The 24,420-nt window shown below is 69.1% G+C and carries 18 protein-coding genes; 10 read left to right on the top strand and 8 right to left on the bottom strand.

The window, feature by feature from the left end; genetic code table 11:
• Positions 1 to 119: 119 nt before the first annotated feature.
• Both hemG and hemE read right to left on the bottom strand, forming a co-directional pair.
• Positions 120 to 1,550 carry a protoporphyrinogen oxidase gene (gene hemG, locus AB0J95_RS20905; RefSeq protein ID WP_364759899.1) on the bottom strand — a complete coding sequence of 477 codons (1,431 nt, stop codon included), beginning with the start codon at positions 1,548 to 1,550 and terminating at the stop codon, positions 120 to 122.
• Entirely contained in the window at positions 1,550 to 2,617 is a 1,068-nt protein-coding gene (gene hemE / locus AB0J95_RS20900; protein WP_364759896.1) for a uroporphyrinogen decarboxylase, read from the bottom strand. Before hemE ends, hemG begins: the two co-directional genes overlap by 1 nt.
• A 144-nt stretch (positions 2,618 to 2,761) precedes the next feature.
• Here hemE and AB0J95_RS20895 point away from each other — a divergent pair, with 144 nt between their 5' ends.
• Positions 2,762 to 3,313 carry a DUF3000 domain-containing protein gene (locus tag AB0J95_RS20895; protein WP_364759893.1) on the top strand — a complete coding sequence of 184 codons (552 nt, stop codon included), beginning with the start codon at positions 2,762 to 2,764 and terminating at the stop codon, positions 3,311 to 3,313.
• Between the two features lie 83 nt (positions 3,314 to 3,396).
• Here the strand turns inward: AB0J95_RS20895 and AB0J95_RS20890 are convergent, their stop codons facing one another.
• Positions 3,397 to 4,539 carry a dipeptidase gene (locus AB0J95_RS20890; protein ID WP_364759890.1) on the bottom strand — a complete coding sequence of 381 codons (1,143 nt, stop codon included), beginning with the start codon at positions 4,537 to 4,539 and terminating at the stop codon, positions 3,397 to 3,399.
• 256 nt (positions 4,540 to 4,795) lie between these two features.
• On the opposite strand from AB0J95_RS20890, the gene AB0J95_RS20885 reads away from it, so the two are divergent.
• The 7 genes from AB0J95_RS20885 (at position 4,796) to AB0J95_RS20855 (ending at position 14,295) form a co-directional block, all read left to right on the top strand.
• A complete protein-coding gene (locus AB0J95_RS20885; protein ID WP_037262141.1) occupies positions 4,796 to 5,512 on the top strand; it encodes a response regulator transcription factor in 717 nt (238 codons plus the stop codon).
• A 107-nt stretch (positions 5,513 to 5,619) separates the two neighbouring features.
• Positions 5,620 to 6,834: a ribonuclease D gene (locus AB0J95_RS20880; RefSeq protein WP_364760006.1), complete on the top strand. Its 1,215-nt coding sequence runs from the start codon at positions 5,620 to 5,622 to the stop codon at positions 6,832 to 6,834.
• Positions 6,835 to 7,310: 476 nt separating this feature from the next.
• Entirely contained in the window at positions 7,311 to 8,528 is a 1,218-nt protein-coding gene (locus AB0J95_RS20875) for a thiolase family protein (RefSeq protein WP_364759887.1), read from the top strand.
• Positions 8,529 to 10,604 (top strand): 3-hydroxyacyl-CoA dehydrogenase NAD-binding domain-containing protein, encoded by a 2,076-nt coding sequence (locus AB0J95_RS20870; RefSeq protein ID WP_364759884.1) that lies wholly within the window; start codon positions 8,529 to 8,531, stop codon positions 10,602 to 10,604. It begins immediately after the preceding gene.
• An 81-nt stretch (positions 10,605 to 10,685) separates the two neighbouring features.
• Complete coding sequence (locus AB0J95_RS20865; protein ID WP_364759881.1) at positions 10,686 to 12,233, top strand: histidinol-phosphatase; 1,548 nt, start codon at positions 10,686 to 10,688, stop codon at positions 12,231 to 12,233.
• Between the two features lie 784 nt (positions 12,234 to 13,017).
• Positions 13,018 to 13,845 (top strand): DUF72 domain-containing protein, encoded by an 828-nt coding sequence (locus AB0J95_RS20860; RefSeq protein ID WP_364760003.1) that lies wholly within the window; start codon positions 13,018 to 13,020, stop codon positions 13,843 to 13,845.
• Positions 13,846 to 13,941: 96 nt separating this feature from the next.
• Positions 13,942 to 14,295, top strand: coding sequence for a peptidase inhibitor family I36 protein (locus tag AB0J95_RS20855; protein WP_364759878.1), 354 nt, complete (start codon positions 13,942 to 13,944; stop codon positions 14,293 to 14,295).
• Positions 14,296 to 14,356: 61 nt separating this feature from the next.
• Here AB0J95_RS20855 and AB0J95_RS20850 read toward each other — a convergent pair whose 3' ends face one another.
• From AB0J95_RS20850 to AB0J95_RS20835, 4 genes are all read right to left on the bottom strand, one after another.
• On the bottom strand, positions 14,357 to 15,484 hold the full coding sequence (locus tag AB0J95_RS20850) for a HAMP domain-containing sensor histidine kinase (RefSeq protein WP_364759876.1): 1,128 nt from the start codon (positions 15,482 to 15,484) through the stop codon (positions 14,357 to 14,359).
• Positions 15,481 to 16,158, bottom strand: coding sequence for a response regulator transcription factor (locus tag AB0J95_RS20845; protein WP_364759873.1), 678 nt, complete (start codon positions 16,156 to 16,158; stop codon positions 15,481 to 15,483). Before AB0J95_RS20845 ends, AB0J95_RS20850 begins: the two co-directional genes overlap by 4 nt.
• Positions 16,159 to 16,875: 717 nt before the next feature.
• Complete coding sequence (dxs, locus tag AB0J95_RS20840) at positions 16,876 to 18,798, bottom strand: 1-deoxy-D-xylulose-5-phosphate synthase (RefSeq protein WP_364759870.1); 1,923 nt, start codon at positions 18,796 to 18,798, stop codon at positions 16,876 to 16,878.
• A 203-nt stretch (positions 18,799 to 19,001) separates the two neighbouring features.
• Positions 19,002 to 19,265 (bottom strand): hypothetical protein, encoded by a 264-nt coding sequence (locus AB0J95_RS20835; RefSeq protein ID WP_364759867.1) that lies wholly within the window; start codon positions 19,263 to 19,265, stop codon positions 19,002 to 19,004.
• 2,288 nt (positions 19,266 to 21,553) lie between these two features.
• On the opposite strand from AB0J95_RS20835, the gene AB0J95_RS20830 reads away from it, so the two are divergent.
• Complete coding sequence (locus AB0J95_RS20830; RefSeq protein WP_364759864.1) at positions 21,554 to 21,985, top strand: hypothetical protein; 432 nt, start codon at positions 21,554 to 21,556, stop codon at positions 21,983 to 21,985.
• Between the two features lie 190 nt (positions 21,986 to 22,175).
• Here the strand turns inward: AB0J95_RS20830 and AB0J95_RS20825 are convergent, their stop codons facing one another.
• On the bottom strand, positions 22,176 to 22,730 hold the full coding sequence (locus AB0J95_RS20825) for a TIGR03086 family metal-binding protein (protein WP_364759862.1): 555 nt from the start codon (positions 22,728 to 22,730) through the stop codon (positions 22,176 to 22,178).
• A 102-nt stretch (positions 22,731 to 22,832) separates the two neighbouring features.
• Here AB0J95_RS20825 and AB0J95_RS20820 point away from each other — a divergent pair, with 102 nt between their 5' ends.
• Positions 22,833 to 24,314, top strand: coding sequence for an aldehyde dehydrogenase family protein (locus AB0J95_RS20820; RefSeq protein WP_364759859.1), 1,482 nt, complete (start codon positions 22,833 to 22,835; stop codon positions 24,312 to 24,314).
• Positions 24,315 to 24,420 lie beyond the last annotated feature (106 nt).

The raw sequence follows: 24,420 nt of genomic DNA, 5'->3' as shown, positions 1-24,420 counted from the left end.
ACCGGTGTCGGATACTCCCGAAACAAAACGCGACGCCCGCAGAAGATCGTCAGCCCCGATCCCCTTTTGTGAGTCACTGAAGAAACGACTACATCGGGGCCGCACTGTAGCACAGGCGGTTACTCACCCACTAGGCCACTCGGGGGACCGATCTCGTCCGATCGCGATGACAGGTAAGCGCCGATCGCACTCGCCGCCGCGGTCGCGGAGTCGATGACAGCGGGCACTCCGACACCGCGCAAACTCGCCCCCGCAACCGCGAGACCAGGCATTTTCGCAACGGCCTTGGTAATTGCCACTACGGCGGCAGTGTGCGCGGTGCCGTACTGCGGCAGCCCACCACCCCAACGGGTCACGATTCGCTCAATCGGAGTAACGGTGACTCCGGTGAGTTCTGCCAGGTCACGGCGTACCGCGGCGGTCAGCTCGTCGTCGTCCCGTTGCAGCGTCTCGGCCTCGCCGTACCGGCCCACGGAAGCCCGCAGCTGCACGGGTTCGCCGTCGGCGCGGCCCCACTTGTTGCTGGTGAACGTGAACGCCTTGGCGGTGAACGGCGTGCCGTCCGCGTGCCGCTCCCCGACCGCCAGCAGGATGCCGGTGGACTCGGGCAGCACGGCGTCCGGCGGGAGCACCATGCTCACCACCGCCATCGAAGCCACGTCGATATGTTCGTAGGCCGCGGCGGCCTCCGGCACCTCGGCGGCGAGAAGTCGCCGCGCTGCCGGAGCGGGCACCGCGAGCACGACCGCGTCCGCCGTCACGAACTCCGGGTCGGCGGCGCTGCCGATCTCCAGCCGCCAGCCGTTGCCGGCCCGGCTGAGTCCGCGCACCGGAAGGCCGAGGCGGATCTTGGCGCCGGATTTCCGGGCCAATTGGTCGATCAGCACGCTCATGCCGCCGTCGATGGCGCCGAACACCGGGGGCCTCGGCCCGTCCACCGGTGGCCCCAGAACGCGGCCGACCATGTCCGTCAGGGACGTGTCGGCGCCTGCCAGCGCGGGCATGGTCGCCCGCAGGCCCAGGAGGTCCGCACGGCCCGCGTAAACGCCGCCCAGCAACGGTTCCACGAGCCGGTCGACGAGTTCGCGGCCGAACCGCTCGGCGAGGACCTTGCCCACCGAGACGTCCGGCGCCTCCGGGTCCTGGGCCAGATCCAGCGGCGGCAGCTCGCGTTCGTGCGCGACCCGCTGCACACCATCGGCCGACAGGACGTTGGTGACCTCGTCCGCGCCGGCCGGGATGCCCAGGAAGGTCCGGCGGGGCAAGGAGACCGTGCGCCCCGCCGCGTGGATCGTGGCCGCGGCCAGCACCGGGTGCACCAGACGATCGGTGAGGCCGAGCTCGTCGATCAGGCGCAGGGCGGTGGGGTTGCGGGTGACGAACGCTTCCGCACCAACGTCGATCGACCGGCCGCCGAGTTCGCGGGTGCGGAGTTTGCCGCCGAGTTCCCTGGCGGACTCGATGATCGTCACGTCGTGTTCGCGCAGCCGGTACGCGGCGGCGAGACCGGCGATCCCGCCGCCGATGACGACGACTTTGCCCTTACGCATCAGCGCAGGCTGTGGATCAGCTCGACGGTCCTGGTCAGCACGGCCGGGTCGGTGTCCGGCATGACACCGTGGCCAAGGTTGAAGACATGGCCCGCGGCGGCCTTGCCCTCCTCGTGGATCCGCCGCACCTCACGTTCGACGACATCCCAGCCGGCGAACAGGATGGCGGGGTCGAGGTTGCCCTGCACCACCGGCTTCGGGGCGTCCGGCGCGGCCGCTTCGAGCCTGCGCACCGCCTCGTCCAGCGGCAGCCGCCAGTCGACGCCCACCACGTCCGCCCCTGCCTCACGCATCGCGGGCAGCAGCTCCGCGGTGCCGACCCCGAAGTGGATCCGCGGGATGCCCGCGTACGCCAGCCCGGCGAGCACGCGCTGGGAGTGCGGGAAGACGAACTCGCGATAGTCCTTTTCGGACAGTGCGCCGGCCCACGAGTCGAACAGCTGGACGGCGTCCACCCCGGCGCCGATCTGGACCTGCAGGAAGGTGAGCGTGTAGTCGGCGATCTTGCCGAGCAGCGCGTGCCACAGCTCGGGCCGGCCGTGCATCAGCGCCTTGGTGCGTTCGTGGTGCCGGCTCGGGCCGCCCTCGATCAGGTAGGAGGCCAAGGTGAACGGCGCTCCGGCGAACCCGATCAGCGGGGTCTCGCCGAGCTCCCGGATCAGGATCCCGACGGCCTCGCCCACCGGGTCGAGCCGCGCGGCGTCCAGTTCGGGCAGGGCGTCGAGCGTGGCCTCGTCCTTGACCGGCCGCGCCACAACGGGTCCGGTGCCCGGCACGATGTCCAGGTCGATCCCGGCGGCCTTGAGCGGGACCACGATGTCGCTGAACAGGATGGCCGCGTCCACCCCGTGGCGGCGGATCGGCTGCAGCGTGACCTCGGCGACCATGTCCGGGGTGAAGCAGGCCTGGAGCATCGGCACACCCTCACGCAGGGCGCGGTACTCCGGCAGCGAGCGACCGGCCTGACGCATGAACCAGACCGGGGTCCGGGTGGGGCGTTCGCCACGAGCGGCGGCCAGCAGGGGAGCTTCGGCGAGGTCCCGGCGGACCGGCGATGTCGTGGTCATGGTGACCCCATGATTCCACGACGTGGCCTGGCCCGTTCGGCTGACACCATGATCGTTCTGCCCACGGTGCGTATGCGCCGGATCCCAACCCGCTCGGCGCGCCGTCCCGGCTCACCGACTCGGGTGGTCTTACAGTTACCAGTCGTGACCAGAACGCCCGAAGCTCCGGAGGTCTTTCGCCAGGCCGTCGCGGCGCTGCGGTCGCTGCGGCCGCGGCCCGAAGTGGTGCTGGAAGAGGTGCGGCCACCCCAACGGCTGGCGCCCTGGGCATTCGCGATCACCGCGGAGGTGAACGGCCCCGCGGAAGTCCTGGCCACCGGCCGCCTGGTGCTCCTCCACGACCCAGAAGGCCAGGAAGCCTGGGACGGAGACCTGAGAGTGGTCGCCTACGTCCGCGCGGAGCTGGACGCGGAGCTGGCGGCAGACCCCCTTCTCCCAGCGGTGGGCTGGTCCTGGCTGACAGATGCCCTGGACGCCTCGGGAGCGGACTTCAGCGCGCTGGGCGGAACGGTGACGGAGACATCAAGCGCCCGCTTCGGTGACATCGCCGGACCGGCCAGGACGGACGACCTCGAGCTCCGAGCCTCCTGGACCCCAAGGTCAGCGAGCCTGGGCCCGCACGGCGAAGCCTTCTGCGACCTCCTCGCCAGCGTCGTAGGCCTCCCACCCGTAGGCGTAACCCTCTTCCGCGCCTAACTCCCGCTAGGAACGGCTTGGCGTAGCCGCCCTCACTCCACCGGCGGTCGAGGAGGGCGGCGAGCACCACACAGATCGGCGGGTTACTCCGTGGCGACGTCCTCCGCGGCCCGCAGAACCCGCAGCGCGTTCCGCCCGGCGAGCTTGGCGCAGTCGTCCTCGCTCCACCCGCGGTCGAGCAGCGCGCCGAGCAGCACCGGGTACTTGGACACGTCCTCGAGCCCGATCGGCAAGGTGCCCACCCCGTCGTAGTCGCCGCCGAGTCCGATGTGGTCGATGCCGGCGACCTCGCGCGCGTGCTCGATGTGCGTCACGACTTCGTCGAGGGTGGCGTCGGGTTGCTTGGGACCATCCCATGAGTCGATGAACTTGCCGCGCACGTCGAGGTCCCGGTGGTCCAGTCCGGCCTCCTCCATAGCGGCCTGGACACCTTGGTCCCACTCGGCCAATGCGGGCGATACAAATCGCGGGACGAATGTGATCATGCACACTCCCTCGTTGCCGGCCAGCCGCTCGAGCACATCGTCCGGGACGTTGCGCGGATGGTCATTGACAGCCCGGCACGAGGAGTGGGTAAAGACCACCGGCGCGGCCGACACGTCGAGGGCGTCCCGCATCGTCGACGGGGCAACGTGCGAAAGGTCCACCAACATGCCAATACGGTTCATTGTTCGGACGACTTCCCGCCCGAAGTCGGTCAGACCACCGTGCACCGCCGTGTCCGTGGCGGAGTCCGCCCATGAGGTGTTGAGGTTGTGGGTGAGGGTCATGTAGCGGACCCCAAGGTGCCGTAGCGCCCTCAGCACGCCGAGTGACTCGCCGATGCAGTGCCCGCCCTCGGCACCGAGCATCGAAGCGATCTTCCCTGCTCGGAAGGCCGCTTCGGCCTCATCGGCGGTACTCGCGAGTAGCAGATCCCCGGGGTACCGTGCCGCTAGCCGGTGGACGAGTTCGATCTGCTCGAGCACCGCGGTGACCGCCGCATGGCCCTCGAACTGACACGGCACGTACACCGACCAGAACTGAAGCCCTACTCCACCCTGACGAAGCCGTGGGATGTCTGTATGCAACCTCGGTTGCGCAGTTTTCAGGTCGGTGGTCGCCACGGCGGCGTCCGGATCGGGGCCGGCGATCAGCCGGAGGGCCCAGGGAAGGTCGTTGTGGCCGTCAGCCAATTGGACGGCTTGGAGCAGAGCGACAGCACGGTCGTAGCCTGCGGCATCCATACCCATGAACCCCATTCAATCGTCTTGACGGCGGCTGTCGTTACGTCACCTTTTGCGGAGTCATCCGATCGTGTGACACGAAGCCCAGAAAGTCACAACCCGATCGGATACATACCCGATTGATCGTCCCGTTGACCCGCTTGGGCGGCTAGGCTCCCGGTGTCGACACCACTTTCGGTCCATCAGCGGCGCGGCTGATTGGCGGAAAGTCCCGGTGCCGGTCGGGGGGCACGACCGACTCCAGGGAGGTAGTGACGTGGCTGCCGTCGGCTTAGGTCAGGCCGTTCGAACCACGCCAGCCGGCGCGTTGCCGGCGAACATGGTCCCGCACCCGCGGGAAGAGTTGTTCTCGGTGTTGGTGGTCGATGACCATCCGTTGTTGAGGGAGGCGATAGCTGCCCGGTTGACCCAGATGGGCGCGGGCACGGTGCACGAGGCCGCTTCGGTGGCCGAGGCGAGGGCGCGGGCGCTGGCCACTGGGCCATGCGACCTGGCGATCCTCGACCTTGGGCTGCCCGACGGCTCGGGCATCGAACTGGTTACGGAACTCCGTAGCCACGGGTGGCCCAGGATCGTGGTGCTGGCGTCGTCCGACGACCCGTACGCCGTGCGTTCGGCCTTCCAGGCAGGGGCCCAGGCCTACCTGCTGAAGTCCGCTTCGCCGGTGGTGGTGACCGACGGAGTGCGGCGAGTGCTCGAGGGCGGCGTCTACGCCGACCCGAGTGTCGCTCCCGTGCTCGCGACGGGCACCCGGGTCCCGGGGACCGACAACACGCCCCGCGAGCTGTCCGCCCGTGAGGTTGAGGTGCTTCAACTGGTCGCTGACGGCCAGTCGAACAAAGAGATCGGCGAGGCCCTCAACCTGTCCGCACTCACCGTCAAGAGCCACCTGTCGCGCATCGGCAGGAAGCTCGGCACCGGTGACCGGGCTCAGATGGTCGCGCTGGCCATGCGTGCCGGCGTGATCCGCTGAAACGCTCATCGCCCGAAAACGTGCGATCGGCGGGTGACCGTGACGTAGGGTCTCCCGCCGTGAGCACACCCGGATCTCCCTCGACCGACCAGCCGGAATCCGAAGCGATCCCACTGGTCGAACCGACGGGTGGTACGCCACCCGTAGTGACCGAACCGGCAGAGCTGCGGCGCGCGGCCGCAGCTCTGGCGGGCGGTCATGGCCCGGTCGCGGTCGACACCGAGCGCGCGTCGGGATACCGGTACTCACAACGGGCGTACCTGGTGCAGCTGCGCCGTGAGGGCTCCGGCACCGTCCTGGTGGATCCGGTCGCGCTCAACGACGAGATGGATCCGCTGATCGAGGCGCTCGCGGACACCGAGTGGGTGCTGCACGCCGCCTCACAGGACCTGCCCTGCCTGGCCGAGCTGGGACTGCGGCCCAGCAAGCTGTTCGACACCGAGCTGGCCGGGCGGCTGGCCGGGTTCGAACGGGTCGCGCTGGGCACCCTCGTCGAGCGCGTGCTGGGCTACCGGCTGGAGAAGGGCCACGGCGCCGCCGACTGGTCCCGCCGTCCGCTGCCCCGCGAGTGGCTCAACTACGCCGCCCTCGACGTCGAACTGCTCGTGCCGCTGCGCGACGCCCTGGAGACCGAGCTGGACTCCCAGGGAAAGCTGCAGTGGGCGCTGGAGGAGTTCGACCATCTGCGTGACGCCCCGGCCGCGGAACCCCGCAAGGAACCGTGGCGCCGCACGTCGGGCATCCACCGGGCCAGAGGCGCCCGCGCGCTCGCGTTCGTGCGCGCCCTGTGGGAGGTCCGCGACTCCATCGCCCGGGAACGGGACGTCGCTCCCGGCCGGGTCCTGCCGGACAGCGCGATCGTGGATGCCGCGGTGGCGGCGCCGATCGACGAGGCCGGCCTCATCAAGCTGCCGGTCTTCCGCGGGCGTGCGCAAAGGCGCCTGGCGGGCACGTGGGCGCGTGCGTTGCGCACCGCCGCCCAGTTGCCCCGCAACGAGCTGCCCGACCCCTCTCCGCAGCAGGACGGTCCTCCCCCGCCCAACCGCTGGGCCGACAAGGACCCCGCCGCGGCCGCCCGGCTGTCCGCCGCCCGGGCCAGCCTCGGCACGCTCGCCGAGTCGCTGCGCCTGCCGGTGGAGAACATGGTCCAGCCCGACCTGGTCCGCCGGATCTGCTGGCAGCCGCCCGCCGACATCGGCGTCGACGGCACCGCGGCCGCTCTGCGCGCGGGACACGCCCGCGAGTGGCAGGTCGGCCTGGTGGCCGAACCACTCAGCAAGGCGCTGCACACCCCGCCGCCGGCGCCATCACCCTCGTCGTGACCCGACCGCCGTCCGCCCCCGGCTCTCCCTGCCCGCCTCCTGGCTCTCCCCTGCCCAGCCCCGTGAATCTCCCGCCGCCCGCCTCCTGGCCCCCGCCCAACCCCGTGACTCTCCCGCAGCCCGCCTCCTGACCCTCCCCCGCCCAGCCCCCGTGAGTGCCCCGCCGTCTGCTTCCCGGCTGTCCCGCCGTCCGCCTCCTGGGCTCTGTTCTGCCCGCCTCCCGACTCTCCCTCCGTCCGCCTCCTGGATCTCCTCTGGCCGCTTCCTCACTCTCCCGCAGTCCGCTTCCGGACTCTTCCGCTGTCCGCCCGCCTCCTCGCAGATCCGGTGGCGCCATCCCCCGCACCGTCCGCGGCACGACACGGTGACGCACACGACAGGGGGACCGGAGTAGTTACCGGCGGGTAACTTCGACTACAGTTGAGCCACGGCCGCCCTACCGGCGGGTAACCCATTGACTCCGAGGGAGGACTGCCGTGGCCGCTCCAGCCGCCGCGCGTGCCCTTCGCAACGTGGTCTTCGTCGACGGCGTCCGCACGCCGTTCGGCAAGGCCGGCAAGAAAGGCATCTACGCCGAGACGCGTGCCGACGACCTGATCGTCAAGGTCATCCGGGAACTGCTGCGCAGGTACCCCGAACTGCCGCCCGAGCGGGTCGACGAGGTGGCCATCGCGGCCACCACCCAGATCGGCGACCAGGGCCTGACCATCGGCCGGACCGCCGCGCTGCTGGCCGGCCTGCCCAAGTCGGTGCCCGGCTACGCGATCGACCGCATGTGCGCGGGCGCGATGACCGCCGTGACCACCACGGCCAGCGGCATCGCGTTCGGCGCCTACGACGTGGCCATCGCGGGCGGCGTCGAGCACATGGGCCGTCACCCGATGGGTGAGGGCGTCGACCCCAACCCGCGCTTCCTGGCCGACAAGCTGGTCGACCCGTCCGCGCTGGTGATGGGTCAGACCGCGGAGAACCTGCATGACCGGTTCCCGCACCTGACCAAGCAGCGCGCGGACGCCTTCGCCGCCGCCTCCCAGGAGAAGTACGCCGACGCGGTCAAGGCGGGCAAGATCGGCCCCGAGTTCGTCCAGGTGGCCACCCGGTCCGCCGAACTGGGCTGGGGCCTGGCGACCGAGGACGAGCCGCCCCGCCCGGGTACGACAGTCGAGGGACTGGCGCAGCTCAAGACCCCGTTCCGGCCGCACGGCCGGGTCACCGCGGGCAACGCGGCCGGCCTGAACGACGGCGCCACCGGCGCCCTGCTGGCCGACGAGGACACCGCGCGCGAGCTGGGCCTGCCGATCGGCATGCGCCTGGTCGGCTACGCCTTCGCCGGTGTCGAGCCCGAGGTCATGGGCGTCGGTCCGGTCCCGGCGACCGAGAAGGCGCTCAAGCGCGCCGGCCTGACGATCGACGACATCGGCCTGTTCGAGATCAACGAGGCCTTCGCCGTGCAGGTCCTGGCCTTCCTGGACCACTTCGGCATCGCCGACGACGACCCGCGGGTCAACCCGTGGGGCGGTGCGATCGCCACCGGCCATCCGCTGGCTTCCTCGGGGGTGCGGCTGATGACCCAGCTGTCGAACGAGTTCAAGGAGCACCCCGAGGTGCGCTACGGCATCACCACCATGTGCATCGGCATCGGCATGGGCGGCACCGTGATCTGGGAGAACCCGCACTGGAACGGGGGCGAGTGAATGAGCGACGAGGTTGTGACGCACGCGTACACGCGCGTCATCACGGTTCCCGGGCTGGCCAAGCCGGTCGCCCTGATCACCCTGGACAACGGCTTCGACCACACCAAGCCGAACACCTTCGGCCGGGCCGGGCTGGAAAGCCTGAACGCGGCCTTCGACGCGGCGGTGGCGGCCGATCCGGCGGCCATCGCGGTCACCGGTAAGCCGTTCATCTTCGCGGTCGGCGCCGACCTGACCGGTGTCGAGCAGGTCACCGACCGGGACACCGCGCTGGACATCGGCCGTCAGGGCCACGCGGTGTTCAAGCGGTTCACCGACTCCGCGGTGCCCACCTTCGCGTTCGTCAACGGCGCGGCCATGGGCGGCGGCCTGGAGCTGGCGCTCTCCTGCCACTACCGGACGCTGGCGGCCAACGTCGCGGCGATCTCGTTCCCGGAGTGCTTCCTGGGCCTGTTCCCGGGCTGGGGCGGCACGCAGCTGCTGCCGAACCTGATCGGCGCGGACCGCGCGGTCACCGTGATCATCGAGAACGCGCTGAACCAGAACAAGATGCTCAAGCCGGCCGAGGCGTTCGGCCTGGGCATCGCCGACGTGCTGCTGGACTCCGCGGATTACCTGGAGCAGTCGTTGCTCTGGCTGGCCGGCGTCGTGAACGGCACGGTCAAGGTCGAGCGCCCGGAGATCGACCGCGGCGAGGCCTGGGACGCGGCCATCGCCCGCGCCAAGGCGTTCGTCGCGGCCAAGACCCACGGCGCCTCCCCCGGCGCCACCAAGGCGGTCGAGCTGCTGGAGCTGGCCCGCGAGAACGACCTCGAGCGCGGCTACGAGGCCGAGAACGAGGCGCTCGCCGACGTCGTCATGGGCGACGAGCTGCGGGCCGGGCTGTACTCGTTCAACCTCGTGCAGAAGCGCGCCCGGCGCCCAGCCGGTGCCCCGGACAAGTCGCTGGCCCGACCGGTGACCAAGGTCGGCATCGTCGGCGCGGGCCTGATGGCCTCGCAGATGGCGCTGCTGTTCGCCCGGCGCCTGCACGTCCCGGTGGTGCTGACGGACATCGACCAGGCCCGGGTGGACAAGGGCGTCGGCTACGTGCACGGCGAGGTCGACAAGCTGCAGGGCAAGAAGCGGATCTCGCCGGACGAGGCGAACCGGCTCAAGGCCCTGGTCTCCGGCTCGCTGGACAAGGCCGCGTTCGCGGACGCGGACTTCGTCATCGAGGCCGTGTTCGAGAACCTTGAAGTCAAGCAGCAGGTGTTCGCCGAGGTCGAGGAGTTCGTGACGCCGGAGTGCGTGCTGGCCACGAACACCTCCTCGCTGTCCATCACCGACATGGCGGCCAAGCTGCGGCACCCGGAGCGGGTGGTGGGCTTCCACTTCTTCAACCCGGTCGCGGTCATGCCGTTGCTGGAGATCATCCGCGCCGACAAGACCGACGACGCCACCCTGGCGACCGCGTTCAAGGTCGGCAAGGAGCTGAAGAAGTCCTCGGTGCTGGTCAAGGACGCGCCAGCGTTCGTGGTGAACCGCCTGCTCACGCGGTTCCTCGGCGAGATCACCGCGGCACTGGACGAGGGCACGCCGTTCGACGTGGCCGACCACGCCCTTGACCCGCTCGGCCTGCCGATGACGCCGATGGTGCTGCTGCAGCTGGTCGGCCCGGCGGTCGGCCTGCACGTCGCCGAGATCATGCACAACGCGTTCCCGGACCGGTTCGGCGTCTCGGAGAACATGAAGCGGTTCGTCGAGGCGGGCAAGACCGCGGTGTGGCAGTGGGACGCGCAGGGCAACCAGACCCTCGACCCCGAGGTCGCCGCGCTCTGGCAGGCCGGTGACTCGCCGTCCACGTCCCAGCAGCTGCTGGACCGCACGCTGGACGCGCTGGCCGACGAGATCCGGCGGATGCTGGACGAGGGCGTCGTGGCCGAGGCGCAGGACATCGACCTGTGCCTGATCCTGGGCGCGGGCTGGCCGTTCTGGCTCGGCGGGATCACGCCGTACCTGGACCGCGCGGGCGTGTCCGAACGCGCGACCGGCAAGCGGTTCCTGGCGCCGGGCGTGGCCAGCGTCCCGGTGTAGTACTCGCTGCTGTTGGCCCCCGCTCGGTTCGTTTGGGTGGGGGCCACCTACTGGCCATGTTGGACTCATAGCGTCCGCCGCATGACCGACCGAAGAAGATTCCTCAAGCGCGCAGGGCTGTTCGGTGCCGCGGCCGTCGGGGGCGAACTGCTCGCGGCTGCCCCGGCATCCGCCGACATCACCTCGGAGCTGGGCCGCCTGCTGGGCCGGGACCGATACCGCTGGCTGGCCGGCGACCACCACACCCACACCCAGTACTCCTACGACGCGATGTACACAGTGGACAACGTGGTGTCCGGTGCGTTGCGCAACGACGTGTCCTGGCTGGTGATCACCGACCACGGGTACCCCGCGCACGAGAAGTCCTCGGTCGAGCCGACCAATGCGGACGTGCGCGCGGCCCGCCGTCGTCACCCGGGAGTCCTGCTGTGGCAAGGCATCGAGTGGAACGTACCGGGCGCCGAGCATGCCACGGTGTTCTTCGCGCCCGGTGCCGACGAGGCCGCCCTGCTGCGCGAGTTCGAGCGTTCGCACGACTCGCGGCTGCAGAACGACGGCTCCAGCTCGCCGGAGAACGAGGCGCGGGCGGTGGCGGCGGTCAACTGGTTGAAGGCCAACACCCGCGACCCGATCGTCGTGGTGAACCACCCCTCCCGCAACGGCCGCGTGGCCCCGCACGAGCTGCGTGCGTTGCGCGACACCGGGATCGTCATCGGCATGGAAGGCGCGCCGGGAGCGCAGGCCGACGGCTTCCCCAAGCCGAACGGCAACGGCGGCGCCCGCGGCGGCTATGCGAACAACCCGGGAGCCGACTCGTGGCAGGGCTATCCCGTTGAGGCGTACCGGACATACGGCGGCTTCGACTGGATGACCGCGGCTCTTGGCGGCGTGTGGGACTCGCTTCTGGCCGAGGGCAAGGGTTTCTGGATCACCAGCAACTCCGACTCGCATTACAACCGAGGCGACCACCTGGTTCGCCCAGCCGTGCCGGACGGCCTCTACGACCAGACCGGCAAGTACCCGGATCCCCTTCACGTTGACACACACCAAATCCTGGCTCCGTACGCGGACTTCTACCCCGGCGAGTTCAGTCGCACAGTCGCCGGCACTTCTCACCGTAGCTTCGCCGGGGTGACCGACGCACTACGTTCCGGGCGCCTGTGGATAACTCACGGGGGGTTGGTGCGGAATTTGGAGTTCTCGGCCTACGCCAACGGTTCCACAGCGGTGATGGGTGGCCGCCTGCGGGTCCGCAAGGGCTCGAACGTCACGGTGGTGATGGTCGCGGAGCTCGCCTGCCGCCCCAACGGAAGCGGCAGGATTCCGCGGCTGAGCCGCTTGGACCTCATTCAAGGCCCGGTCACAGGTCCAGCGGCCCCCGACACCATGCGCGCCGAGGGCGTCACCGTCGCCGAGTCCTTCGAACCCCGCTGGTGGCCCGGGAACACGGTGCTGTTCACCCACACCTTCCGCAACGTCCGCGCCCCCTTCTACACCCGCCTGCGCGGCACCGACGGCAACCGCCACACCCCCGGCGGCATAGAACCCGTCGCGGACGTGGTCGGCCAGTCAGATCCCTTCCAAGACCTCTGGTGCTACACCAACCCCATCTTCGTCGACGTGTGGTGAGGACTCCTCGGGGACCGGCCGGGGTTGCGCCCCGGCCGGCTCGTCGTCCATTGTGGCCACTCCGTCCAGCGACGAAAGTGCCGACGAAACCAGGCTCGGCGCGACTCCCGGCTCCGTGACAACAGGGTCTCGGCGGCGCAGGAGTACACAGCTTCAGATGCTGCACCACTTCCTCGGATTACGTCGACTTGGGCGGTCGCGGGTGCGTTCCTCAATTGCCGGACCCACAGCGTCCGGAATGGTCATGCGGATTCCTTTTCTGACAGAACAATCACGACTTCGGCGCCGAGGCACCTGCCGAGCTGCAACGCCGTGTAGTTCATCCGAGCGTCGAACCGGGTCGCGATTTCCGCGGCCGGGTGCTCGCGACGTTTCCGAGCACACCGTCACCCAGGACGGTCCCATGTCGTCGACGGCCATCGGGCCGGACTTCGGGGTGTTTCAGATACCTGATCAACTCGCCCAGCGCGCAGGCCTGATCCGGGTCCGCGATGCCGCGGTGCTCGTTCTGCCAGCACCGCCGCCCACCCGGCACGGATGATCTCTTGCTCGAAATCCCTGCCACGTCCAGATTCGCTTCCAGCTGGTCAGCGCGCAGTTCATTGGTCCTGTCCTGCCCTCGACGAGAGCCGCCCACGTTTTGTTCCCTGGTATATCGAATGGCTGGGCCGTTTCGTCGCGACGCGGATCAGCGTTGCGAGTGATCCGGGCTCGGACCGGAATCGTTCGATCCTGGTCCGGTGTGACCAGCCCGAGATCGGGGAACACTGGACCTGTGATCCGGATCGGGACATCAGGATGGCTGTATCCGCCCTGGCGGGGCGTGTTCTATCCGCGCGGGCTCGCGCACAAGCGGGAGCTGGAGTACATCTCGCGCCGGGTGAACTCGGTGGAGATCAACGGGTCCTTCTACTCGCTGCAACGCCCGTCGAGCTACCAGTCGTGGGTCGAGCAGACACCGGCGGACTTCTTGTTCGCGGTGAAGGGCGGCCGGTTCATCACGCACATGAAGCGGCTTCGGGACGTCGAGGCGCCGCTGGCCAACTTCTTCGCCTCGGGCGTGCTCGCGTTGCGGCACAAGCTCGGGCCGATCCTGTGGCAGCTGCCCGGCAACTTCGCGCTCGACATGTCCGTGCTGGAGTCGTTCTTCGAGCAGCTCCCGCGCACCACGACCGCCGCCGCAAGCCTTGCCCGCAAACATGATTCGCGTCTGGACGGTCGCGCGTGGACGACGCCGGGGCGCCGAGGCCCGCTGCGCCACGCCATCGAGGTGCGCAACCCCAGCTTCGCCGCGCCGGAGTTCATTGCACTGGCCCGGAAACACAACATCGCGCTCGTCGTGGCGGACACCGCGGGCAAGTTCCCCTACTTCGAAGAGGTCACCGCGGACTTCGTCTACATCAGACTGCACGGCGACACCGAGCTGTACGCAAGCGGGTACACGCCGTCCGCTTTGGACCGTTGGGCGGAGAAGGTCCGGGCCTGGCACAACCAAGGTGACGTGTATGTCTACTTCGACAACGACATGAAGGTGAAAGCACCCGGTGACGCAATGGCACTTTCGGCCCGTCTGAGTCACTCCACCGAGGTACCAGGTCACACATCCAGGTGACGGCAGACCCAAATCGAAGACAAGACCGGGCGCCACCCTGGACGCTGGAAGCACGGCCGAAGGGGCGGCCGTGTCCGTTCACGAGAGGGGAATCCCATGAAGAAGCTTGTTCAGCGCGCCCTTTTCCCGGTCATCCTGCTCACGGTGGCCTTCGCCCGGCCGGCGTTCGCCGAGGCCGGACCCCGGTGCGACCAGGGCGAGTTCTGCGCCTGGACCAAGGAGAACTATGCCGGGACAGCCAAACGCCACACGCTGGAAACCGCCAATCCCAACGAATGCGTGCCGCTGGACGGCCTGGTGGCCCACTCCCTGGCCAACAGACTCACCCGCGACGTGACCGTCTACCAGTCCGAAACCTGCTCGACCGAAGCCGAGTTCACCACGTATCCCAAGGGCGGCACCTATGTCCCCACCGCGCCCTTCGTCGTCAGAGCGATCCAGATCTGGTGACCACCGCGCGTGGCAGGTCTCCCCACGTCGAGACCTGCCGCGTGCTCCAGAAAGGAGAACCTCAAGGCCGCACAGGAAGATGCACGGTCACCGACAGCCCGCCGTCAGGCACTGGCGCCGCGGTCACCTGACCGTGGTGGGCGATCACGACCGCGCGCACGATGGACAGGCCCAGCCCCGTGCCTTTCTGCGCCGTGCGGTCGACCCCGCCGCGGCGGAACGGCTCGAACAGCTCGCCCACGCGGGCGGCGTCGATCACCGGTCCCGAGGAGCTCACGCGCAGCGTGGCCCACTCGGGGGTGGCCGACGTGCGCACGTCGATCCAGCCGCCGTCCACGTTGTGCCGCACCGCGTTCTCAAGGAGGTTGCCCGCGACGCGTTCCAGCAGCGACGGATCCCCGACGGCGGGTGCGGGGGCCGCGTGGAAGGTCGGCGTGATCCCGCGCGGCACGGCCTCGCCACGGACGCCGTTCCAGGCGGCCGCGACCGTGCTGGCCAAGTCGACGGGTTCACGGACGGCGAGGCCCATGCCGTCCGTTCGCGCGAGCAGTAACAAGGCCTCGACGAGCTGGCCGGACCGGAGTGTGGCCGCGCGCACGACCCCGGCCATCCGGCGCAGTTCGGCGACGTCCGCATCGGGGTCGGCCAGGGTCACGTCCAGCTCGGTGCGGATCACCGAGAGCGGGGTGCGCAGCTCGTGGCTCGCGTTGGCCACGAAGCGACGCTGCGAGTCGAACGCGGCCTGCAGCCGGGCGAGCATCGCGTCGAACGTGTCGGCGAGCTCGGCCAGCTCGTCGCGCGGGCCCTCGTAGGCGATCCGTTCGCTGAGTGACTCGGCGGACAACCGTCGCGCGGTGCTGGTGACCTCGCGCAACGGGCGCAGGATCCGGCCCGTCAACGTCCAGGAAAGGAGGGCCGCCGCTGCCACTACACAACCGAATGCGATCGCACCCGAGGACAGGATCCGCTCGCGGGCGTCGTCGCGCAGCACCGTGCCCAGCGCGGCAGGGTCGACCTGCCTGCCGTTCACCACGATGGTGGAGTCGCCGGGCAGGGTGGGGACGGCGCCCACGACGTTGCCGACCAGGATCCAGCCGAGCCAGAGCAGCAGCGCGCTGACGGCGGCGGCCAGACCGGTGGCCAGCAGCGTGATGCGGACCCGCAGCCCGGGCCCGCGCCGGGTGGTCACCCCTCTTCGGCGCCGGCCACCGGCACCCGGTAACCGGATCCGACCACGGTGTCGATCAGCCCTGGCTCGCCCAGCTTCTTGCGCAGGGTCATCACCGTCACGCGGACCGTGGTGGTGAAGGGGTCGGCGTTCTCGTCCCAGACCCGTTCGAGCAGCTCCTCACTGCTGACCACCGAACCGCCGGCGGCCAGCAGCACCTCGAGCACGCCGAACTCCTTGCGGGTGAGCTCCACCGGGCGGCCCGCGCGGCTCACCGTCCGCCGCGCCGGGTCGAGCTCCAGGTCGCCCACCGTCAGCACCGGCGGTGTGGCCGGTGTCGCACGCCTCGCCAGCGCCCGCACCCGCGCGACCAGCTCAGGGAACGCGAACGGTTTGGCCAGGTAGTCGTCGGCGCCGAGGGAGAGCCCTTCGACGCGGTCCTCGACCGTCCCGCTCGCGGTGAGCATCAGCACCCGCGTGAGCGCGCCGGACGCCACGATCTCCCGGCAGAGCTCGTCGCCGGACATGCCGGGCAGGTCACGGTCCAGCACGACCACGTCGTAGCGCGTGATCGTGGACTTCTCGTGGCCCGCGTCACCGTCCAGCGCGACGTCGACCGCCATACCCTCGCGGCGCAGTCCCCGCGCGATGGCCTCGGCCAGCGCCTCTTCATCCTCGACTACCAGAACTCGCACTTCATCAGTCCTTCGTGGACACCCGTCGCTGAGCGCCGACCGCCACAGCTTGTGCCTCTGCCTCGACTACTACCAGATAACCCCACGCAACCGGCGCCATACACCCAACCACATATCAACACAGACAGCTTCACCCATCCGAATCAGCCACGGTGCCTGGCGCTGTCCGCCTCACGCACGAACTGCACAACGTCCGGACACATGCGAAAGTTCACCACGCCCCGTCCAGCCCCAACACGGAGTGCCACCCTGCCCACCCCCGCCACAAAGGCACACCTCACCCGACCGTCAGCCCGCCGAATCCACCTAGACGCCGCACAAACCCAAGTCACGAGCCACGTCGGCACGCAACACAAACCTGAGCCACCAGCCCCACCAACGCACTGCACAAACCGGGTCGCTGAACCCACCTATGCAGCCCGCCCACTTCGACCTACGCAGCCGGTCCACTCGACCTACGCGCCCGTCCACCCGAGCCGTGAGCCGCATGGACGCGCCTCACGAGTCCGAGTCGAGAGCCACTGACGCCTCACAAGTCCGAGTCCCGGGCTCACTGACGCGCTGCGGGAGTCCGAGCCGTTGACCGCACCCGCGCTGCACAATGTCGAAGCGCGGGCCCGCGTACCTGCCGGACGAGTCCGGATCCTCGAGTCCGGAAAAGATCATCGGCGCCAACCGTTTCCAGCTGGCGCCGATCGACCTTCACTCTGAGGCGTGTCAGTCCTTCGTGGACGTCTGGATTTCGGACGCGGTGGGTTCGGCGAGGCGGCCCGCGGCCCATTCGGTGACGCGACGGGCCACGTCCTGGGCGGTCAGACCGAGGTCGGCGAGGACCTCCGCGCGAGTGCCGTGGTCGTGGAACTGCTGCGGCACAGCGAGGTCGCGCAGCGGAACGTCCACATCGGCGTCACGCATGGCCGCCGCGAGAGCCGAGCCGAAGCCGCCGTGCCTGCCGCCGTCCTCGACGGTCACGACCAGCCGGTGCCGTTGGGCCAGCTCGACCAGTTCGGCGGGCACCGGGGTGATCCACCGTGGGTCGGCGACAGTCACGCCAATGCCGTGGTCTGCCAAGCGTTCCGCGGCGGCGATGGCCAGTTCACCAAAAACGCCGACAGCCACGAGCAGGATGTCATCGCTGTCGCTCTCGGCCGGACGGCGGAGGATGTCGACGGTGCCTTTTCGCTCCAGCGCCGGAATGTCCGGGCCGACGGCCGCCTTCGGAAACCGCAGCACGGTCGGGCCATCGTCCACATCGGTCGCTTCGCGCAGCAACTCGGCCAACGTCTTCGCGTCACGCGGAGCCGCGACCCGGATGCCGGGGATCGTGCCCAGGATCGAGATGTCCCACATCCCGTGGTGGCTGGCGCCGTCCGGACCGGTGATTCCCGCCCGGTCCAGAACCACCGTCACCGGCTGCCGGTGCAGAGCCACATCCATCAGCAGCTGGTCGAAGGCGCGGTTCAGGAAAGTCGCGTAAACGGCGACCACCGGGTGCATGCCGCCCATCGCGAGCCCGGCCGCCGAGGTCAACGCGTGCTGCTCGGCGATGCCCACGTCGAAGCACCGCGCCGGGAAGCGCGCGGCGAACTTGTCCAGGCCGGTCGGACCGAGCATGGCCGCGGTGATCGCGACGACGTCCTCGCGGTCCGCGCCCAACCGGACCAGCTCGTCGGAGAACACCGAGGACCAGGTCGCCTTCTTCGGCTTGACCGGCGCACCGGTGATGGGGTCCATCACGTCGGTCGCGTGCATCTGGTCGGCTTCGTGGTTCTCCGCGGGCGCGTAGCCATTGCCTTTGCGGGTGACCGCATGCACCACGACCGGTCCGCCGTACTCCTTGGCCCGGCGCAACGCGAACTCCATCGCGTGCACATCGTGCCCGTCGACCGGGCCGACGTACTTCAGACCGAGGTCCTCGAACATCATCTGCGGGCTCAGCGCGTCCTTGATGCCGCGCTTGGCCGCGTGCAGCGCCGCGTAGATCGGCTTCCCCACAACGGGTGTGTTCTGCAGCACCCGTTTGCCGCCCTCCAGCGCCTTTTCGTATCCAGGCTGAAGTCGCAGCGAGGCCAAGTGGTCCGCAAGCCCGCCGATCGTGGGCGCGTACGACCTGCCGTTGTCGTTGACGACGATCACAACCGGCCGAGTGCGGTCCGCGGCGATGTTGTTCAGCGCCTCCCAGCACATCCCACCGGTGAGAGCACCGTCACCCACGACCGCGACGACGTGCCGCCGTTGTGCGCGCAGCTGGAACGCCTTGGCCAGTCCGTCCGCATAGGACAAAGCGGTGGACGCGTGACTGTTCTCCACCAGATCGTGTTCACTCTCGGCCCGCGAGGGGTAACCCGACATGCCGCCGCGCTGACGCAGCGTGTCGAACCCGGCGCTGCGCCCGGTCACGATCTTGTGGACATAGCTCTGGTGCCCGGTGTCGAAGACGATCGCGTCACTCGGCGAGTCGAATACCCGGTGCACCGCAAGGGTCAGCTCCACCACACCGAGGTTGGGGCCAAGGTGCCCACCGGTCCTGGCGACCTTCTCCACCAGGAACGCGCGGATCTCGGCGGCGAGCTGCGTCACCTCCTCGTCGGTGAGGCGCTTCAAGTCGGTCGGTCCGTGCAGGTTCTCCAGCAGAGTCACTGCTTCCACCTCGTCTGACTCGCTCCACTCCGTACTCGTCCATTCCGGCTTCCCGCCCAACCGGCTTCAGGCCAGTCTACGGACGGCCCGGCGATCATGACCGCCGAGGCAGGCCTGCACGTCAACCTGCCCTTACGGCGGCGGGAGAAGTTGTAAGGTCAGGTCCAAGCTTGAGCAGGGAGGACCGGGGGGACATGAGCGTTTCAGGGGAAGATCAGCAGCAGCTGATCCGGCGGATAGGCCGCGCGCTGCTGGGGGCGGCGCCACCGAACTGGAAGCAGATCCGGGCGGAGTACCGCTCCGCGGGCCGCCACATCGAGGTCGACGTCCTGGTCACCGTCGAGGAGGGCCAGCCGTTCCCGATCCGGCCGCCCATGGACGTGGTCGACATGCTCGGCGAACTGCGTGCGGCCATGTACCAGCCCGGCCGCGGCACCTGGCTGTCCGGCGTTTACCTGCTGGACCACCCATCCAAGTACAGCGCGGAGTTCGAACCCGACACCGAACCTCGCTGGCGCCGGGTGCCGCCGCCGATCGGATTCCAGGACGAACTGCGCCGTTTCCCCCGCGACGACAACTACATCCCGGGATGGCTCCGCGCCCGCGCCGGCCTCCCACCCCTCCAACCGCCGTCACCCCACCCCACCGACAGCCAGCCACAGGCCGCAGGCCAGCGACCAGCACCCGGCCAGCCCGCAGCCACAGAGCAGCCGTCGGCATCGGGCCAGCCGTCGATGCCCGGCCAGTCACCGGTATCCGGACCGCCATCCGCCCCTGGCCTGCAACACGTGCCAGGCCACGCTCCTGTTCCAAGCCAGCACAGTGCGCAAGGACAGCAGCCCGTGCCGGAGCAGCAACCGTCCGGGGGCCAGCCACCAGCATTCGGGCAGCAGCCCAGCCCAGGCCAGCCACCATCCCCAGGCCAGCTATCAGCCTCAGGGCAGCCCTCCAGTCCCGCGCCATCCAGCCCAGGGCAGCCAGCCAGTCCGGAACTGCCACACCTCTCGGCGCAACCAGCCAGTCCGGAACTGCCACACAACCTGGCGCAGCCATCCAGTCTGGGGTCGCCATCCAGTCTGGGGCAGCCAGCCAGTGCAGGGCTGCCATCCGGTGTGGGGCAGCTGCCCGCTTTGGGGCAGCCGTCTCTGCCAGCACAGTATTCGCTTCCGGGACAACCGGCCGCTCATGGTCAGCCGTCCGATCCAGCGCAACCGCCGGCGGTTGGGCAGCCGTTCGTTCCAGGCCAACTGTCAGACGCTGGGCAGCCGTTCACACCGAGCCAAGCGTCAGATACCGGACAACCAACGCCAAGCCACTCGCTGGACGTTGGGCGACCAGCGCCAGACCACCCACAGGCAGCCGGGCAACCGGTGCTTGCCCAGGCACCACAACACGACCAGGCGACTCCGACCCCGACGCCACCGTTCGGTCTGCCCATCGCAGACCGATCGCCAGCGCAGGGCCAACCTGCTGCCCCGGGCTACCTATCAGCGCCGGGCCAGCCAATAGCATCCAGCCAACAGCCAACACACGACCAACCAGCAGACCCCGGGCACCCAATGTTCGGCCAGCCGTCCGCAGTCGATCAGGCAGGCGCGGATCAACCGCAGTCGTTCGGGCAGTTCCCAGTACTGGGCCAGCCACCCCTCAACAACTCATAGGCGCACGGCCAATCACGCACCGATCAGCACCAGAGCCAGCCGCCCCCGAATCCAGCGAACTGGGCACCGGCTTGAACCAAGCAGGCGGCGAGCTGACCCATCCGCCTGGATGTCCAGCTCAGCCGTGCTGAACATCCAGCACACAGCCAACTGCATACCCAGGCGAGTGCTAGCACGTAGCCCACTAACAGTGTCGTAGCCGAACGGGGCATCTGTGGTCTGCCGAGCCGCGACCTGCCTGCAGCAGACTGTTGACCTGCCACACCTCGGCCGACCCGTCATGCACCGGACGACCAGTGACACCCGGCCGACTTGCCACACCCGGCGGACCTGCCGCACCCGGCCCACTTGCCTCACCTCGGACCTGCCACACCGGATGGTCGAAGTGTTCAGGGTGGGTTACGGACCGAGTTGGGTCGCACGGAGACGGTTCCTCATGGGGCGCGATCCGGTACTACGCGGGCAACGACAAGCCCTCGGTCGACCGGCTCGACCTCGAGGTGGCCGACGGGGAGTCCCCACTTGCCTCACCTCCGGACCTGGCACACCGGCCTGCGGACCTGCTCACCCAGCCGACCTGACACCGGTGGACCTGGCACGTCCGGCCGACTTTCACACCGCCTGGCCTGACGCGTCCGCCGACTTGCCGTACATCGGCCGACTTTGCGCAGGTCGGCTAGCTTGACGGACTGGTCGGGCCGCCAGGGTTGGGCCGAGCTGCTTCGGCGCACCTGCAGCGCAGTAAGCAACCCAGTGACTCGCCATCGACAGCAAGCAGCCGATCCGCGTGCTGAAGATCCGCAGGACCTGTCGGCCACCTGTGTCGGCACCAGCACCAGAGCAGCCCTCAAGGCAACTGACGCCGCTGGACAAACCCATGGAGTCCGGCCAGCCGCCGAACGCTTCGCCATCCGCCGGGCACGGACTCCTACGTCTCCTGACGAACCACGGAGCCCCACTGTTGTGTCACCTCCGTTCGGGTGGGTGCTCGGTGTGGTTCAGGAGTTAGGCCGGGTGGCTGCATAGGGTTGCCCGGGCCGGTTGGGTGGCGCAGGATCTGCCGGTACGTTTCTGGGTACGGGGAGATTCGAGGGGTGTCGTTGTTCCGGATCGCGACACACGTCTCAGCACGGGTGACTCACGTCAAGGAGGCGGGCGGCGAGGTCTACGAACTCGACCGGCCGACATCCGAACCCGCGGTGGTGACGGTGAAGTGCTGGCAGTGCGGCGCCGTCGTGGCGATCTACGCGGCCTCACGGGAGGACGTCGCCAGAGAACGCCGGACCTACCTAATCCGCGCATTGCTCACCGCGGCGATCACCCTCTCGCTACTGATGCTGGTCGCCTGGACGTTCCGGGCAGGTGTAGGGACCTTGGGCACCTTCCTGTTGATCGGTGGATTGGTCACGGCGTGGCTGACGCTGGCCAACCTCGCGCACTCCGCCCTCACTCAGGAGTGCGGAGTCTCGGAAGAGAGCAGCCCCAACAGCGACGTCTTCCACGAGGCGGAGTTCGGCTACCGCTAGTGCTGTGGCCGGAGAGGTTTGCCGAGTTATCGGCGGATCCAGGTTTTCAGCCGGGGTTGATCAGCACGGACGTGCGGCCGGAAGGTCCTCGTACCGGGTTGTACTTGGGCCTTTCGGCCGTGCGGTCAGCGCTGTTGGATGTCACCGCAAAGCTGGGCCGTCGAGTCGGTGAACCTATCCGGTCACAGCACTAGCTCTGGGCGCGACCGAGGAACGCCGCCAGGCGGTCGGCAGCAGTCGCACCGGGTAAGACCGGCTGTTCGGGGCCGAACATATGCCCGCGGGGCACGCGATCGATCCGCTCCTGCCACTGCGCCAGCGCCGCCTCGGCCAGCTCGGCGTCGATGTCCGTGGACTGTCCGGTGGCCTTCGCCAGGTCCCACGAGTGCACGATCAGCTCGTTGACGCGCATGTGCACCAGGAAGGAGCCCGGGTGGTCACCCAATGGTGTCGTCACCACCTTGTCCAGCGCGCCAGGAGCCGACATCGCGGCCTTCACGCCCGCGATGGACAGGTCGAACGCGCCAGGCGGGTCATCGCCCAGGTAGTCGACGCCGCGTTCGGGCGGCCGGTCGCCCCTCAACGCGGCCGCGGCCATCAGGTTCCCGTGCGTGAGGTGGTTGACCACGTCGCGCACTGTCCACTTGTCACAAGGGGTCGGGGCCCCGAACCGGTCGGAGTCGATCTTACCGATGATCGCCGTGGCCGCTGCCGCCGCCCGGTCGAAGTTCTTCGCTGGTTGCATGTCGTGGATCGTTGCACGGGGGTACGACAATTTTGGTTCGGCATGTGAAACGCCTCGTCACGTAGGGTGGGCGCGTGCTGTGAGTCAGGATGGAGGGGCCCGATGGCCGAGCTGTTCATCGCCGGGGAGTGGGTGTCGGCACTCGCCGGCGGGACGCGGGAGATCCGTTGTCCTGCCGACGGATCGTTGGTCGCGACGGTCGACGAGGCGGACAGTACCGACACGGAGGCCGCGATCGAGGCCGCCCGCACGGCGTTCGACAGCGGCCCATGGCCGGGCACCCCCGCCGCGGAACGAGGCGATCTCCTGCTCCGCACGGCCGACCTGATCACGCGTGACGTCAAGGAATACGCGCGCGCCGAGTCGCTCGACACCGGGAAACGCTTGGTGGAGAGCGAATACGACATGGCCGACGTCGCGGCTTGCCTGCGCTACTTCGGAAAGCTCGCCGCGAACGACGCGGGCCGGATCGTCGACGCCGGCCGCGCCGACGTGGCCAGCAGGATCGTGCACGAGCCGGTGGGGGTCTGCGGGCTGATCACCCCGTGGAACTATCCGTTGCTGCAAGCCGTTTGGAAGGTCGCACCGGCGCTGGCCGCGGGCAACACGTTCGTGCTCAAGCCGAGCGAACTGACCCCCAGCACGGCGATCCTGCTGATGCGCAGCCTGCAGGAAGCCGGATTGCCGGACGGTGTGGCGAATCTGGTGCTCGGCGCGGGCGCGCAGGCGGGCGCGCCGCTGGCGTCACATCCGGATGTCGACCTCGTGTCGTTCACCGGCGGACTGGCGACCGGCACCCGGATCGCGGCGGCCGCGGCGGCGACGGTCAAGAAGGTCGCGCTGGAACTGGGCGGCAAGAACCCGAACATCGTGTTCGCGGACGCGGATTTCGAGACAGCGGTGGACTACGCGCTCACAGCGGTGTTCCTGCACTCGGGCCAGGTGTGTTCGGCCGGCGCGCGGCTGATCGTGCAGGACTCGGTGCATGACGAGTTCGTCGACGAGCTCGTCCGGCGCGCCGAACAGATCCGGCTGGGCGGACCGTTCGATCCCGACGCGGAGACCGGGCCGCTGATTTCCGCTGCACACCTGGAAAAGGTGGAGCACTACGTGGCGATGGCGATGACCGAAGGCGCCGTGCTGCGGACCGGCGGCTGGCGCCCGCAGGACGAACGGCTGGCCGGCGGCCACTACTACCTCCCGACCATCCTCGACGACGTCAAGCAGGGCACGTACGCCGTACGTGAAGAGGCATTCGGCCCGGTGCTCACCGTGGAACGGTTCACCGACGAGGACGACGCCGTGCGCATCGCCAACGACACCCACTACGGCCTGGCCGGCGGAGTGTTCACAAAGGACGGTGACAAGGCTCAGCGTGTGGCGGCGCGGTTGCGGCATGGCACGATCTGGATCAACGACTACCACCCGTACCTGCCGCAAGCGGAATGGGGCGGCTACAAGCGATCCGGCACAGGGCGCGAGCTGGGCCCGAGCGGTCTCGCGGAGTACCAGGAGGCCAAGCACATCTACCAGAACCTGCGCCCCGGCCCGCAGTACTGGTTCGCGTCCGGAAAACCGCGCTGAAGCCATCCACACCAGCCAGGACAAGCAGTTCACGCAAAACGCGAAGCCGGTCACGGCGACAGCGACAGCCGGCCAGCGCGTGGAATGCGCTGACCGGCGTCGACGT

Source organism: Actinocrispum sp. NPDC049592 (assembly GCF_040675465.1).
Taxonomy (GTDB): Bacteria; Actinomycetota; Actinomycetes; order Mycobacteriales; family Pseudonocardiaceae; genus Kibdelosporangium.
This window is presented reverse-complemented; position numbering and strand designations above follow the sequence as displayed.